Origin of the sequence: Pedobacter riviphilus (assembly GCF_014692875.1) — a bacterium.
In the GTDB taxonomy this organism is placed as follows: domain Bacteria; phylum Bacteroidota; class Bacteroidia; order Sphingobacteriales; family Sphingobacteriaceae; genus Pedobacter; species Pedobacter riviphilus.
In genome coordinates, this window is record NZ_CP061171.1 from 4,371,411 (window position 1) to 4,387,540 (window position 16,130).

Annotated in this window: 12 protein-coding genes; 6 read left to right on the plus strand and 6 right to left on the minus strand. The window is 36.9% G+C overall.

The genetic code is table 11. The annotated features are described in order from the left end of the window. Position 1: 1 nt before the first annotated feature. Complete coding sequence (locus H9N25_RS17910; protein WP_167297266.1) at positions 2-700, minus strand: GNAT family N-acetyltransferase; 699 nt, start codon at positions 698-700, stop codon at positions 2-4. Between the two features lie 581 nt (positions 701-1,281). Here H9N25_RS17910 and H9N25_RS17915 point away from each other — a divergent pair. Next, positions 1,282-1,983 (plus strand): DUF4397 domain-containing protein, encoded by a 702-nt coding sequence (locus H9N25_RS17915; protein ID WP_190326754.1) that lies wholly within the window; start codon positions 1,282-1,284, stop codon positions 1,981-1,983. 118 nt (positions 1,984-2,101) lie between these two features. On the opposite strand, the gene H9N25_RS17920 is transcribed toward H9N25_RS17915, so the two are convergent. The 5 genes from H9N25_RS17920 to H9N25_RS17940 form a co-directional block, all read right to left on the minus strand. Next, positions 2,102-3,085: a DUF5007 domain-containing protein gene (locus tag H9N25_RS17920; RefSeq protein WP_190326755.1), complete on the minus strand. Its 984-nt coding sequence runs from the start codon at positions 3,083-3,085 to the stop codon at positions 2,102-2,104. Between the two features lie 18 nt (positions 3,086-3,103). Then, complete coding sequence (locus H9N25_RS17925) at positions 3,104-3,682, minus strand: hypothetical protein (RefSeq protein ID WP_190326756.1); 579 nt, start codon at positions 3,680-3,682, stop codon at positions 3,104-3,106. A 134-nt stretch (positions 3,683-3,816) separates the two neighbouring features. Next, entirely contained in the window at positions 3,817-4,752 is a 936-nt protein-coding gene (locus tag H9N25_RS17930; RefSeq protein WP_190326757.1) for a RagB/SusD family nutrient uptake outer membrane protein, read from the minus strand. Then, on the minus strand, positions 4,752-5,333 hold the full coding sequence (locus tag H9N25_RS17935; protein WP_190326758.1) for a RagB/SusD family nutrient uptake outer membrane protein: 582 nt from the start codon (positions 5,331-5,333) through the stop codon (positions 4,752-4,754). The genes H9N25_RS17930 and H9N25_RS17935 overlap by 1 nt, the downstream gene beginning before the upstream one ends. 11 nt (positions 5,334-5,344) lie before the next feature. After that, entirely contained in the window at positions 5,345-8,554 is a 3,210-nt protein-coding gene (locus H9N25_RS17940) for a SusC/RagA family TonB-linked outer membrane protein (protein WP_190326759.1), read from the minus strand. A gap of 462 nt (positions 8,555-9,016) precedes the next feature. Between H9N25_RS17940 and H9N25_RS17945 the strand changes: the two genes are divergently transcribed. The 5 genes from H9N25_RS17945 to H9N25_RS17965 all read left to right on the plus strand — a co-directional run bounded on the left by H9N25_RS17945 (position 9,017) and on the right by H9N25_RS17965 (position 16,021). Beyond that, positions 9,017-11,455, plus strand: a complete 2,439-nt coding sequence (locus H9N25_RS17945) for a TonB-dependent receptor (protein ID WP_190326760.1) — start codon at positions 9,017-9,019, stop codon at positions 11,453-11,455. Between the two features lie 65 nt (positions 11,456-11,520). Further along, positions 11,521-12,165, plus strand: coding sequence for a hypothetical protein (locus H9N25_RS17950; protein ID WP_190326761.1), 645 nt, complete (start codon positions 11,521-11,523; stop codon positions 12,163-12,165). Positions 12,166-12,324: 159 nt separating this feature from the next. Beyond that, positions 12,325-13,530 (plus strand): PepSY-associated TM helix domain-containing protein, encoded by a 1,206-nt coding sequence (locus H9N25_RS17955; RefSeq protein ID WP_190326762.1) that lies wholly within the window; start codon positions 12,325-12,327, stop codon positions 13,528-13,530. Between the two features lie 23 nt (positions 13,531-13,553). Continuing rightward, positions 13,554-14,492, plus strand: a complete 939-nt coding sequence (locus H9N25_RS17960; protein ID WP_190326763.1) for a DUF6607 family protein — start codon at positions 13,554-13,556, stop codon at positions 14,490-14,492. 389 nt (positions 14,493-14,881) lie between these two features. Beyond that, positions 14,882-16,021 (plus strand): M28 family metallopeptidase, encoded by a 1,140-nt coding sequence (locus H9N25_RS17965; RefSeq protein ID WP_190326764.1) that lies wholly within the window; start codon positions 14,882-14,884, stop codon positions 16,019-16,021. The last annotated feature ends 109 nt before the right edge of the window (positions 16,022-16,130 follow it).

Genomic DNA, 16,130 nt, shown 5'->3' on the forward strand with positions numbered 1-16,130 from the left:
GCTATTTAAATAAAAAGGTAAATAAAAATAAAAGGGCTTTTAAGCCATTTTTTGGTTTAGGTTTAACAACTAAACGCTGTTTAATGCGCATAAAACGCTCGTATAATTTGGGTTTCTTTTGCAGTTCTTCGGCAAATTGCTTGGCTACTTCGTGTTTTTTTTCAGCCGGATCGTAAAGCATAGCCGTACACATACAGTTTTTGCGTTCCTTCATTTTTAAAATTTCGAAGTTTACGCAGCTCTGGCAGCCTTTCCAAAATTCTTCATCCTGGGTAAGTTCGCTGTAAGTTACAGGCTCATAGCCTAGGTCTGAATTTATTTTCATCACCGCTAAGCCAGTTGTTAAACCAAAAATTTTTGCCTTGGGGTACAACCTTCTCGATAAACCGAAAATTTCATTCTTAATGGCTTTTGCCAATCCCGCTTTGCGGTATTTGGGGCTTACTACCAAACCACTATTGGCCACAAACTGTCCGTGGCTCCAGGTTTCTATATAGCAAAATCCTGCCCAAGAGCCATCCTTATGGAAAGCAATAACCGATTTGCCCTCTTGCATTTTATTAGAAATATATTCTGGTGAACGCTTGGCAATGCCTGTTCCACGAGCTTTTGCCGATTCTGCCATTTCGGTTACTATTTCTTCTGCAAATACACGATGTTCAGGAAGTGCAACCTGCACTATAAATTCGTTAATATCCATTCGTTTTCTAACGAAAAATTATAAGTATTCTTGTTAATTGGGTTTTTAGAGAGGATCAATTCCTCGTTACGTTTAGTGCGGGTACTAAATACGTGGAGTGAAATTTTGCCGGCTTGTGGGATAATAAAATACGGGTTGAAAATGATTAATAAACAAACCTTTCCCAGACACATTTTGTGCTGTGGAAATTGAAAGTTTATATAAAATTTGTTTAATCATTTCTTGCGTATTAAAACGGCTTTAACTCTATTGAGGTGCAAAGGTTTAAATAAAAATCGAGTTACACAATAATATCTCGTTTTTTTTATGTTAAGCTTTTCATTTTATTGGATTAACCTGACTTAAACAAGTATTATAGGCTACTTATAAATTTAAAAAATTTTGAGTATTGTACATATTGGCTATAGGTTCTATTGACAATTTTAACATTGTTAAAAAAAGGAGGTAAACTTTAACACCTGCTTAACATCATTTAACATCCTGCAATACTGCTTAAACCCAATATTTGTATGTCTGTAGCGAATGCGATCTGACTACCGTTTTATGGGTACCCCTTAAATATTAAATCAAATTTTAACCGTATGAAGAATTTTACGTCATTTCATTTCAAATCGATCACTTTATTTGCTCTAATTGCTTTTACAGCATTCACTTCATGTAAAAAAACCGAAACTACTGATCCTAATATATCTTATTTAAGAGTAATCAATACATCACCTTCTTTGGCTACTTACAACGCTTACTTTAATGGCAACATGGTTAATTCGGCCGCCTTACCATTTGGGGGCTCTGCTGCTTATCTTTCTTCTACCTCGGGCACTTACAGTTTAAAATTTACGACAGCCAGCAGTACAGAGAGTTTGTTAACCAAAACCATTACTTTAAATACAAGTACCTATTATTCTGTTTATTTAATTAATAAGCCGGCTGCATTAGATATTTATACCATTAGTGATGATCTTTCAATTCCGTCAACCGATAAAGCCTACATCCGTTTTATCAATTTATCGCCTGATGCTCCTGCTTTAGACCTGGCAAAAACCGGTTCAACTTCCATACTAGCTACCAATAAGGCCTATAAGAACGCGAGTAGCTTCATTGCTGTAGATGCAGGGACCTATACATTGGATGCAAAAGAAACTTCATCAGGAACAGTTAAGGCTACCTCCGCCAGCACCAGTTTTACAGCGGGTTATCATTATGACATTATTTGTGGCGGTTTGGTAACACCTGCAAATGAAACTGAACGCCCATTAAGTTTACAGGTTATATTGATCAAATAAAAAGAAGCTTTTGTGCTAGCCCTTTATAAAAAACGGCAATTTTCAATATGAAAATTGCCGTTTTTGCTTTGTATTAAAAAAAGAAAGTATCTTCCTGTTAAGGAAATGGCATTCTTTTCTATTTTTTTGTCACATCAGGGAATTTTATCTGGATTACATAAGTTCCCTCAAGCTTCAATTGCCATGACCATCTTGGGTTTACAGAAAAACCTGGTGATGTCGGAAAGCCATCTATTGACTTAATAAAGGTACTCGGTATTCTGTAATACATTAAGAAACCCCAATCGGTAGTTGGTGTAACATATCTTGTTAAAGGAAACGGTGCTACCTCAAAATCGCAGATCATAGCGGTATCGGTCTGAATCACCGGGTTAAATTTTGCATAATTTTCAAAAATTGGCCTATCTCCCCTTGCTATAATTTCTCCTGCTTTAGGATTAAAAACCTTACCGTTTTTATCAACCATCTTTAAAATGGCCCTCGCACCATTGTTAGATATTTTGGTACAGGTAATGATTGGGTTTTTCATTGGGGTTACTGCACCCGTAACATCATTAAATCCGTTGGCAACATTATCTGTAATAACGAATAAGTCTTCAATGCTTGGATCTACAACGTTGATCGTAGCCAGTTTCGGAAAAAGCTTTGTGCCGGTACGATTCGTCATTTCCACATCAAAAACGTATCTGCCCAATGGTAAATTGGCTGATGCCTTGTTAAAGGTAAGTTGACCGCTGTTCTCGTTAAAATACATGGGTAATCTCTTCACCAATTCTCTTTTTTTATCCAGTTGCTCACGCGTAACATCTGTTTCTGGATCAAAATTCATCCCTGTTTTAAACACTAAAATTTCGTATTCTTTTGAAAATTCTGCAGGCGCCGGAGAACCATCTTCTTTTCGCAAGTTTAACATTTTAAAGGTATAAGGCGGGGTAGATCCATCGGCATTAATCCTATCTGATTGAACAATGATTAAGCCCCTTTTCGCAAAAATATCATTATCTTTATAGCGAATGGCGTTACTTTGAAAACCATTCTCAATTTTCGAGCAGGCATAAATACTAATCAAAAATAGTATGCCCAAAATATATTTAATTTTCATGATTGAAATATTTATGGTTTAATTCCCTAAAGATTGTCCATTAAAGAATAATCGATGATTTCCGTTTAAAACATGAACAATTCCAGTTCTCGTAATAATACCTGAGGTTTGCACGTCTACTGCTTTATCTTTCTGATCAGCTGGTATCGCATTTACATCAGGTTCTTTATCATCGCGTGTACCAATCACTTTGGTATAGGTAACATAATCTACATAATTTAGGTATTGAGTATACTCGTAAGACCGACGGAACTTTATCAAATATTGAACATTTGGAATGGGACCCAATAAGCTGTTGTAAAGTTTACCGCTCAATGTAATCTGATCCCTGTTTATCTTACCTACAAATAGATAGGTTTTCAACGAATCACTAAGCTCTTGGGCAGGAATATCTTTAATTCCGAAGTCAAAATTTTCGTCCCCAGTCTGTAAACTTTTCTGGTATTTTTTAGCTTTTACATAATCAGCTATACCATAATTAGTAGTTGCAAATAAGGTAACGTCTCCATTTACAACATCTTTTAAACCAGCTTTATCAATCACCTTCACCAACGAATCAAAATTCCTGTTGGATTTTAAGTAATCGTATGTGGTCATATCTACATAGGGGTTACTCGCCCCCCATCTCTCTTATAGTCATCTTTTTTACATGCAGATAAGGCCAGTAAAACTATTGCTATATATATTAGAATGTTATTTTTCATGTTTTTTTAATCTAAGGATTAATTTATTTACACTTTACCCAACCAATAGGTAGTTTGTTTTAAGAGCGGATTGTTCCTAAACAAGGCAGGATCTACTGGCCAATAAAAACCTTCTTTTCTGAACCTACTTTCAGGAAGCCAGTCTACAATAAATCCATACCTTCGGGTTCTCAATAAATCGTAAAACAGGTGCCCTTCCAAAAACATTTCTTTTCCCCGCTCTATTATATACTCATCCATTACTTCATCTACTGTTAAACCAGCATCTACCAAAATAGGCTCAGGATCGTTTCTTTTCCTAAATGTATTAATAATAGTAGTTGCGGTAGCCGCATCTCCTTTATATAATGCAATTTCGGCCTTTAACAACCTCATATCGCCTAAACGGAATATAATGATGTTGTTGCTCAGATAAGGATTTAATTTTTGCCCTGGGTTTCGATAGGTTACATTACTGTATTTTATGCACATCGGTTTTTGCGGCGTGGTTAAATCAAAGCCTTTTTTGTATCTGATATCCGTAGTGCTTTCAAAATGATCATTCAAATACCTCGGCACTACAAAGTATCTTGGGTTATTGCCATTACCTTTAATGTAAGATTCATTTAAGAAAGATGCACCTACTGAACTACTTGAGCCTTCTAGTGTATTTTCACTTACATTAATCTCAAAAATACCTTCAGAAGAACGCCCAATAAAAGTATTTTTATAATTAGCCGTATCGGTTAAGGTATAACCTCCTTTATTGATCAATGTATTGATTGTAGTATCGGCATTATTTACATCAACCAGATTTGGCGCATCTGTTGCCACATTGGCCATGGTAGCCCTCCATAAAAATAAATGGGCTAAAAGTGCATAAACAGACCCTTTATTTGCCGTTACTTTTGCATCGCCGGTATTGGCATATGTCCAGCCTAATAAATTAATGGCTTTGTGGCAATCATCTTCAATGAGTTTCATCACTTCCATTTTTGGGGTTCGGGTAGCTGAGGTGCATTGATCGGATCTTCATAGGCTTCGGTAACAACGGGCACATCACCCCATACCCGTACCATCATAAAGTAACTCAAAGCTCTTAAAAAATAAGCCTGTCCTAGCGTGTTTTTTCTAAATTCAATAGGATCATCCTCCGTAGATAGCTGGGAATCAGTCATATTTCCCACTTTTTGCAATATAAGATTAGACATGGCGATGCTTTTATAATAAAGCGTATAGTTTGCCAACGTATTTAAGTTGTACTGAAAGGTAAAATCACCATTTTGTATTCCTTCCAACCCATCGCCTGTGTACTGGATGGTAAAGTAGTTTTTAGCAATAGCATCTCCGTACATATAATATCGGTTGCTTTTATTGGTAATGGCAGCACGAAATAAGGCATAGTTACCTGCCATGGCACTTCTTACATCTTTTGAATTTCGCCAAAATGTTTGTTCGTAAGGCGCATCCTTTGGTTCTTCATAAAGTAGTTTTTTACAGGCACTGGTTGTTACTACAATGATTATACTACTTAATATGCTGAGTTTTGTAATTATATTTTTCATTATTAATGATATTAAAATTGAACTTGTACACCTAGCGTATATTTTCTAGGAATAGGATAACCTGTTCCATTATACTCACCATATCCATTTACATTTTCCGCATCTGGCAATTTTTTTGATTGTTGGAACATCCATACGTTATCAGCAATCGCATATAATTTCAACTGGCTTAAACCTAATTTTTTAACGACCCGAGGACTAAAATCATAACCCAGACTGATGCTTCTGATCCTTGCATAGCCACCTTTTTCGAGGAAAAAGGTTTGAGCACTTGTGTAATAATAACGATAAGTACCTAAATCGAATTTTGCGTATTCAGCCTGGTCACCAGGATTCCTCCAGATGTTGAGGCGGTCTAAATCCGGTGTAGAAAAACTGGCAAAATTATATACGGCATTAGCATCCTGAGAATTTGCAAAACGGTCTGAATCAAATAGATTTAGCACATCACGTTTGAAAGTGAAGGATACAAAAATTCCTAAAGAGAAATTTTTGTAAGAAAAGTTATTGATAAAACCACCAGTAAAACGTGGGTTGGGATCGCCAATTGGCGCTTTATCCGGATTGATGCCATCATTAAATATATCTACGAAATAATCTCCATCCAAATCTGCCAAATAAAAATCACCTGGATTAAATGTACCATTACTGTTTCTATATCTTTCTCCTGTGTAAGGATTCTGAGGAATATCTGCTGAAGTAGAAAATACACCTTTTGTACGGTATAAATAAAAAGCATTGATCGGACTACCTACAGAAAGCACATGGGTTTTATCAAATCGATCTCCACTTAAAATAATGTCACGGCCACCGTTCGGTAAACTCATGATCTGGTTTTTATTGTAGGAAATATTAAAAGAGCTAGACCATTTGAATTCCTTGCGGATAGGATTTGCTGTTAAAGTCAATTCCATACCCGCATTACGTACTGAAAAAGCATTGGTATAGGCATTGTCATAACCTGAAGTAACCGGCAAATCAACATTGAAAAGTTTTTGTTTTACTTCTTTATTATACGCATCGAACGAAATGGCATATTTACCGTTTTCAATTTCAATATCGGCACCAATATTCCATTGTGTAGATTTCTCCCAGCTTAAATCCTTTTGGGCCACACCATTTACAAAATTAGGCGTGATAGCGGTAACACCGTTGTAAGAAGTAGCTCCCGTAATACCGTAGAGCACACCGTTAGCAGAGCCATTCCCCTCAAATCCGCCATTATTAACCAGGTATTTGTTGTATTGTACATAAGCATTTCTTTTATCTTCGTTACCTGTAGCTCCATAACTTCCTCTAATTTTAATTAGCGTAAAAGGATTATTGGATATATTTTTCATAAAGTTTTCTTCCGAAAGAATCCAGCCAGCTGAAATAGAAGGGAATACCCCATATTTATTATTTTCACCAAAACCAGATGAACCATCCGTTCGTATTGTTCCGGATAAAAGGTATTTGCCATCATAATCATAGTTAAAACGACCATAATAAGCTACAAGTCCGTGTGCTATGTAATTTGAATAGGCAAAAATATTCTCCTGTTTAAAACCGGTAACAGTCTGAATATTATCTGATGCACCACCATAACCAGAAGCCTGGGTAGTTTGAAACAAACTATACTCAATGTCCTGACCGGCTACCGCACTAAAAGAATGTTTTTTGATAGAACCATTATAAGCGAGGTAGTTCGATGTTCTTAAGCCCATAGCACTTGAAGAGAAACTGGAAGAGCTGTTGCCAAAGCCGTTGTTCAGCAAATCACTCATACTCACATCCCTTCGGGTATTATCGCTAGTGTACGAAGATTGTGAATTTAAGGTAAAATGTTTATTAAATTCATAGGATAAATTAAGGTTTCCGCCAAACTGGTTCACCACATTCCGGTTTAGGTTTTCACCATCTTTACTTACAAAATAATCCAATTTTTCAGGAGATATATTCAATAGCGAGGAAGGTAAATTTCCAGAACCAATTTTGGTAGGCTTGGAAGGATCATTCGGGTCTTCATTTCCTCTACCCCTACTAGAACTTGAATAATAAAATATGGGATTAATCATCAATTTTTTATTCATTGCTCTTGAGGTGAGGTTTAAACGTGTGGTGTAACGTTTATAGCCTGTTCCTTTTACAATACCGTCTTCATCATAATAACCTCCACTAAAGCGATAAGTTGTTCCATTATCACTACCGCCGGTTATACTCAAGTTATTATCGTTTATTTTACCCGTCTGAAAAAATAGATCCTGCCAATCGGTATGACCATTGAACGCTGGATTTAAGCTATCTGTGAGTATATAAGGCAACTGTACACGCTGACTATAATCAAGCTGCCGTTGAAGCACTTCCATTTTTTGCCTACGTTCTGTGGTACCCATGGTAGCCTGCCTTAAGTTAGGACGCTGTACCATACCGTAATAGGAGTTAAAGCTTACTTTCGTATCACCACCAGTACCTTTCTTTGTTACAATTAAGATCACGCCATTAGCCGCTCTTGAACCATAAATGGCAGCTGCCGAAGCATCTTTTAATACATCGATAGATTCAATATCATTCGGATTGAGTCCGGCCATGTAATTGGTCCCTGTACCAGTTCCTGGCGGAACATACTCATCGGATGATTGAGGAACACCATCTACAACATAAAGCGGTGATCTAATTACGTTAACCTGATCATAACTTGTACTACCTGTAGAGTTACCCCTTACGGATACTGTAGGTGCTACACCTGGCTGGCCAGTAAAGTTTTGAACGTTTACTCCAGATAAACGACCTTGCAACAACTGATCAAAACTTGCCGCAGGTAAGTTAGCCAGTTCTTTACCTGAAATACTGGAAATCGCAGCTGTATTTTTCTTTCTGGTAATTTTTTGATAACCGATAGTAACCACCTCATCCAGTGTATTATTATCCTCTTCCAAAGAAAAGTTTAATGTGCCGCTTGCTGAAACCGTTTTCTCCGCAGAACGATAGCCCACTATTCTGGCCACAATAATTGCATCTTCTTTTTGAACTGTTAAGCTGAATTTTCCGTCGGCGTTTGTAGCGGTACCATTCTTAGTACCTTTTTCGATAATCGAAACCCCTGGTATGGGTTTGTTAGTTTCATCTACAACTGTTCCCTTAATGGTTTTCTGGGCAAAAGCCAGCCAGGGAATCAGTAAATAAAAGAATGTAGCCGTTAAAAATTTCACATAGGAATGTCTTGTAGAATTTTTTTCCATTGATGATTAGTTAGTTAGGTTTGATTTTGAACTAAAGTATCAACTTTTTTACCTGCCATTTAACTGCTTTTTAGCTAAATGAAACCATATTTTAACCGAAAAATTTAACATTATTTAACATTTGCCACTTCGACACCTAACTTTTAAAAGCCAGAACATGTCACTATTGCGCGCAAATGGCACTTTTAGTACAAATAAGTCATATTTTGCATCATTTTTTTGAACAGATCAAGCTCATTAATCAGCGAATAGATTTTTATAAGAAAAATCAGGGAAATCTAGTTATGGCAGCAGCTAAAACGTTAAACTAATCTTTTAGTACATTAGCAAATCTTAAATTAAAAATTTCGATAAATAAGCATTATTTCAGTCTATTTAGAATAATTCAAAATAATTTGGATAATACAATTCTGTAACGTTATTTTGCATCTGTTTAGAATTAATCCAAATAAAAATACAATAATGTTTAAAACCAGACTTTTTATTTTAACAACACTCCTGTCTTTTATAGGTTTATTTTCCTTTGCCCAACAGTTTTCAATCATAAGCGGTACAGTAACCACCTCTGATGGTAAACCAGCCGCATACATTTCGGTGGGTTTAAAAGGAAAAGGCTTAGGAAATGTAACCAACGAAAAGGGTGTTTTCGAAATCCAAAGAATTAAACCAGGCGCTTATATCTTAAGGGTGTCAGCCGTTGGTATTCAAAATATAGAAAAACCAGTAGTTATTTCAGCTGGCGAAAACAAAACTGTGGATTTTGTAATCAACCAAAATTCAAATCAGCTCAACGAAGTAAATATTAACCAGGGTGTAAATAAATATATTGCTAAGAAAAGTGAATTTGTTTCGAAAATGCCACTTAACAACTTAGAAAATCCACAGGTATATACTACAATTACAAAAGAAACAATGGCAGACCAGTTGGTGTTTTCGGTTGATGATGCTGCCCGTAATGCTACTGGTGTTCAAAAAATGTGGGAAGCAACCTCTCGTGGAGGTGATGGTGGTGCTTATTACGCATCAAGAGGTTTTATTGTACAGGCTAAACTGAGAAACGGAATTGCCGGTAACGTAACTGGCCGTAACGATGCTGCAAACTTAGAAAATGTAGAGTTTATTAAAGGCCCATCTGCTACCTTGTTCGGTAGTACATTAACCTCCTATGGTGGCTTAATTAACCGCATAACCAAAAAACCTTTTGAAGGAATAGGAGGCGCTGTAAGCTTTTCGACGGGTAGCTACGATTTTAACCGGGTGAGTACTGATTTCAATCTTCCTGTTGATAAAGACAACCACATTTACGCCCGATTAAATACTTCTTACAATTACAAAGGTTCTTTCCAGGAGAATGTTTACGATAAAGGTTTCTTCATTGCCCCTAGCTTATCATATAAAGTAAACGATAAATTAGACTTTGTTTTCGATGCCGAAATTTCCAATGGAAATAGTACGCTAAAACCTTTCGTTTTCTTCTATTTCCCTGTAAAAGACCTTGGTTTTGATAGGGCCGATCAGTCTGGAATAGCTTACGACAAATCATTTACCGGAGATGCTATGAAACAGAAATACAATAGCTCAAATTTCTCCGGACAGGCTAATTACAAGTTTAACGATAATTGGTCATCACATACCAGCTTTTCAAGCAACTATAGTTTCTCTAACGGCCGTGGTACTTATTTGTTCTTAGTTCCAAACAACTATCCTCCATTGGGTAATCCAACGGCTGCACCAGGTGCCGATTTGATATCAAGAGCAGATCAATCAACCGATAATAGTAAAATCTTTACCTACGAAGTACAACAAAATTTTAACGGGGCATTTAATTTAGGCTCAATTAAGAACAGAATGGTTTTAGGATTAGATTATTTACGCCAGAACTCAGATCAACTGTTTTATTCGATCGATACTTTTGATCTGACCAAAAAAGACGGAACCGGTGCCAACTACAATAATTTTACCGAAGCCAATTTAGCGGCATTTTATGCAGCACTTCCTAGTGTTCCTAAATATCCATATAACTTCAAAACCAATACATACAGTGCTTATGTTTCTGATGTAATTAACTTAACAGACAGATTAATTGCCTTAGCCGCTTTAAGAGTAGACAGGTTTGATAACAAAGGCAATTCTGACCGTGCAGGTTCAGCTCCAAAAGGTGCTTACAAACAAACTGTTTTCTCACCAAAATTCGGCTTGGTATTTCAGCCAATTAAAGATCAGCTATCATTATTTGCCAACTACCAGAATGGCTTTAATAACATTAATGGTATAGATTATAAAGGTGATCCTTTTAAAGCAGAACAGGCGAACCAAATTGAGGGTGGTGTTAAAACCAACATCCTTAACGGCAAGCTAACAGGATCTATATCATATTACTACATTAAGGTTAAGGATATTGTTAGGGGTTATAATCAAGATGCGAGCAATCCTAATGCACGAATCCAGGATGGTAATAAAATTAGCAAGGGTATCGAAGCCGAAATCGTGGCAAATCCTGCTAAAGGTTTAAATATCATTGCAGGTTTCGCTTATAACGATAACCGCATGGTAAATGCTTCGCCTGATGTAGAAGGAAGAAGAGATGCTTATTCAGCAGCACCCTACTCTGCAAACTTATGGATCAGCTATAAATTTATTGATGGTTCACTTAAAGGTTTTGGTTTAGGTGCAGGTGGTAATTATGCCAGCGACAATAAAATTGTAAATAGTGTTAGCCAAGGCGTATTTATATTACCTGCTTATGAGGTTTTCAATGCCTCTGTATTTTACGATCATTCAAGATTCAGGATTGGAGTAAAAGCTGACAACTTTACCAATCAAAAATACTGGACTGGTTATAGCACCATGAACCCTCAGGACCTGAGAACCTTTACTGGAAGTGTTACTTATAAATTTTAATTAAATCAATCAGGGGAAGCTGGGTCAGATCAGTCTCTCCTGGTTTTAAACTTCAACCCAGAAACATGAAAACTAAAATTTCATTACTATTTTTCTTTCTAGTCTTTAGCATTTCGAGTGTATTTGCACATGCTTTATGGATAGAAACAGCCTCAACAGGCAAAAAAGGACAAGCACAGGAAGTAAAAATTTTCTTCGGCGAATACGAAAGCAACGAACCCGACTCTGCTGCCAAGTGGTTTAGCAACTTAAAGGATTTTAAATTGATCTTAACTGCTCCAAATGGTACAACAAAGGTTTTAACAAGTACACCAGACATACATTTCTTTAAAGCTAATTTTACACCAGCTGAGGGAGGTTTTTACAGATTATCTATTGTTCATGAAGTTGCAGCAATTTACGAGCACGCAAAAATCGAATATTATACGTATGCTAATGTTTTTGTAACCGATGGTGAGGTTATTGGAGATGGACCAAAATATTCGCCACTATTCCCGGCAAATGCTTTATTTACGGTGCATTTAGATTCGGCACCTGAGTTCGGCAAATTGGCTTCGCCAGAATTTGTATTTCATAAATCAGCATTTGCAAATCAAAGCGTAAGTATTATCGATCCCGGCCGAAAAAAACAGGAGCTTAAAACAGATGAATCAGGGAAATGTAACTTTAAGGTCGAAAAAAATGGGCAGATATTTTATAGAAGCTTTTAAAGAAGATAAAACACCGGGAAAATTAAACGGAAAAAACTACGATAAAGTTTGGCATTTAGTAACCTACACTACTGAAGTTAAATAATCGAAAATTTATAAAATTTAAAGCCAATTAGCTCTTTTAAGGCTAATTGGTTCTTTTATTCATACAGCTTGCTAATGGCACCAACAAAACCATCAATAAAATCAAAAAATAAAAAATCGCGCCTGCGACGGATCAGTGACTGGCTGCACCTATGGTTGGGCATCGCATCAGGGTTAATCGTATTTATGTTGGGCATTACAGGATGCATTTATGTTTTTCAAAAAGAAATTACCCAGTTCATTCACCGTAAGGAGATTTTTATCGAAGTTCCATCAAACCCTAAAACCCTACCATTAAGCGTATTACAAGCCAATGCAGAAAAAGCACTGGGAAATAAAAAGAAAATCAATTTTATATCTGCTTATAACGCACCGGAAAGGGCATGGGAACTTGGTGTTTTTAAACCGGGCAACCCAAAAGCATTCTGGTATTTCGATTCTATAGATTATTATGATGTTGTGCTGATTAATCCTTATACGGGAAAAGTAACTTTGGTTGCCGATTATAAATATGAGTTTTTTGGTGTAGTTAAAATGATCCATTGGAGTTTACTGATCAATCACCCTATTGGTCAACAGATTATCGGATGGTCTACCTTCATTTTTGTGTTCCTGCTCATTTCGGGCATGGTGATGTGGTGGCCTAAAAACCTCAAAAAATCGAACTTCGATAAGAGTTTTAAAGTAAAATGGAAGGCCAAATTTAAACGCATTAATTACGACTTGCACAATGTACTGGGCTTTTATGCAATGTTAATCTGCTTAATGTTGGCTTTAACGGGCTTAGTTTGGGCATTCCAATGGTTCCAGGCAACAGTTTATGTAGTGTCGTCGGGAACCACAACACGCCCAAAAATGGTAGAAGTTAAATCAGATTCAACCAAAACCATTGCTTCAATTCCTTTTGATATTGCTTTTGAGCAAGCAAAAAAAATATTTAAAAATGAAGATCGCATTGCCATGTCGCCCGCGGGAGGCGGTACAGCAACCATTTATGCCACAGGATACCGAGGCAAAGAAACGTTTTGGAATTACGACGTACTTCAGTTCGATCAGTATTCGGGCAAGTTATTACATCGCACAAACCACTCAGAAAAAAACGGTGGTGAAACTGTAATTGGCATGAACTACGATATCCATGTGGGCGCCATTTTAGGATTAACCGGAAAAATTATAGCTTTTTTTGCCAGTTTAATTGCAGCAAGCTTACCCATAACCGGATTTATTATCTGGTGGGGAAAGAGAAAAAAGAAAAAAAAAACCGCGGTGGCGGAAAACTAAGCACCCTCTAATTGATCATAAAAATGAAATTTTTAAACCTAATTTTAGTATTAACCGGTATGATTACCCTTAATGCTAATGCACAAACAAAAGTTGATTCGCCGGAAGAAAAACTGGAAAAGGATAGAAAGGCAATAAAATCTTTAGCTGGTTTTTATGAAGTTAATTTTAACTACGGGGAAGTTACCGCTCCGGATCCAAACTACAAATTCAGTAAACCTTATGAAAGCCATGGTAACGAATGGGCAGAGATTATTGTAGATGAACCAAAAAGAATTGTAATTCAACACATGCTGGCCATTAACGATACCACGGTTATCAAACACTGGCGCCAAGACTGGACTTATGAAGATACCGACATGATGCTTTACACCGAAGGGAATGCATGGAAAAAAGGTAATTTAACACCAGCCGATGTAAAAGGAAAATGGACGCAAAAAGTTTATCAGGTTGACGATAGTCCACGTTATCAAGGCTACGGAACCTGGAGCCACGTTGGTGGTCACGATTCTTGGTCGAGCGAAACCGACTCGCCATTGCCAAGAAGGGAATCTACTGTGCGTAAAGATTACAATGTATTAAACCGTGGCAGCAGAATTACCATTACTAAAAATGGTTGGATGTTTGAGCAAGACAATAAAAAAATTGTGCGTTCTGCTAGTGGCGATAAACTTTTAGCTGTTGAAAAAGGTTATGAAGAATTTACGAAAATAGATCCTAAAACTTTTGCATATGCGCAAAAATGGTGGGCCAGCCAACATACTTATTGGGCAGATGTACGTAGCGTTTGGGCTGATATTATTGGTTCGCAAAACACATTCAAAGTACAAACTATGGCAAATGGCAAATTGCTTTACGAAACACTTTTTAACCTGGGCGATCAATCTATTACAGAAAAATGGACAGCAAGCCAGAACAAAGAAAAAATTAAAACAGCTTTACAGCCTTATTTAGTAAAGTAAAACAATTGTTTTTATAGTGAATGGTTGATGGTTAATGGCGATGGTCCGTTAATTGTCAACCATTTTTATGTTAAACGATGCCCTATCACTTGAGTGTGTAGGTAATATTATTATGAAATCAAAGTCTGGCGCACTTCGGCTGCTAAAGTCCTGCTATCGCTGCAAGTCCTCACTCGTGCCTCGTTCCGGGCTTTACGCTTTATCAGGTTTATTTAACTTGGGTCTGTAGTTCTTTGGATTAAAGACCAAACGTAATGTTAGTCGAGATTTGCAATTTCGGCTTGATGAATTGTGGATTTGTAATCCACCTAAGAGATTAAAAATCCTTAACTCCAATATCGGGATTACAAATCCCGACCAACAACTACATTATTTTACTAAATTTCGGGATGAAAAAATTTGGCTTCATCATCTTTTTATTTTTGGCTGTTAGCAGTTTCGCTCAGGATTCTACTTATACCAGAAATATAATAAATACCCTTACCTCAAAAGAATTTTGGGGCAGAGGTTATACCAAAGATGGGATGAAAAAATCTGCAGCTTACCTGGCAACTGCCTATCAAAAAATTGGTTTGTTACCAATGGGTACTGCATATAAACAGGCTTTTAACTTCCCTGTAAATACTTTTCCAGGAAAAATGCGGGTAGCCATTAATGGCCAAAAACTCATTCCTGGTAAAGATTTCATAGTGAACAATGAAAGTCCAGGTATTAAACAAACGGCAGGTTTAACACCAATTGATAGCCTTAACTATCACGCTTCATCATCGTTACAAGTTTTATTAAAAGATAAATTAACCTGGTCTGTAGCTACTGACGTTGGAGATGTAACCACCATTCAGCTCAATAAAAAGAGCTTTCGCGCAATACCGAAAGAAATCAGCGTTGATATCGAAAACAAATTTATCCCCGATTTCCAGGCTGCCAATATTTGCGGTCTGGTTAAAGGAACTAAATACCCTGATTCACTTTTAGTCATTACCGCGCATTACGATCATTTAGGCGGTATGGGTGCTGACACCTATTTCCCTGGTGCAAACGACAACGCAGCTGGTGTAGCCACTTTATTGAGTCTTGCCAAATATTATGCTGCCAATCCCCAGCCCTACCCCATTGGCTTTATCTGTTTTGCTGGCGAAGAAGCCGGATTATTGGGATCGAGATTTTTTGTAGAAAACCCTTTAATTCCCTTAAGTAAAATAAAATTTCTAATCAATTTAGATTTAGTTGGCACGGGCGAAGCCGGGATGACGGTTGTTAATGCATCTGTTTACCCTAAAGCATTTGCTTTGCTCAACGCAATCAACAACCAAAATCATTATATCTCGAAAATAAACTCCAGAGGTAAAGCAGCCAACAGCGATCACTATTTCTTTACCGAAAAAGGTGTTCCGGCGTTCTTCATTTATACCCAAGGAGGCCCATCTGCCTATCATGATATATTCGATAAACCTGAAACATTACCACTTACCGAGTATAAAGACCTGTTTAAACTGATCGTCGGATTTAACCAAAAACTGATGGAATAAGTTCATTTCTATGACGAAAGCCTTAAATCACGATGCAAACCGTTAATTCTCAATTTCTCCGATTGGGATAATATAATAAGGCGTTGGGATAATTAAATATAGCAGCCAA